Annotated in this window: 1 pseudogene; it reads left to right on the forward strand. The window is 65.4% G+C overall.

Annotated elements, in window-relative coordinates:
- Positions 1–234 (forward strand): annotated as a pseudogene (locus ACLJNW_RS28740) (HlyD family secretion protein); the annotation flags it as partial.

Here is a 234-nt window from a genome sequence, read left to right on the forward strand (position 1 = left end):
GACCTACGCCGCCACCCTGATCAAGGACGAAGCGGTCGGCACCGACCTGGGCAAGAAGATCGTGCTGGTCCTGGATGGCGACAACAAGACCGTCTAACGCACCGTCGAGATGGGACCGAAGCTGGAGGGCCTGCGCATCGTCCGCAGCGGCCTGAGCAAGGGCGACCGGATCGTCGTGAATGGCCTGCAGCGGGTCCGCCCGGGCATGCAGGTGGATCCGCAGAAGGTCGAGAT

The sequence above is a fragment of the Salmonella sp. SAL4457 genome (assembly GCF_046548235.1).
Lineage (GTDB): Bacteria > Pseudomonadota > Gammaproteobacteria > Enterobacterales > Enterobacteriaceae > Salmonella > Salmonella enterica.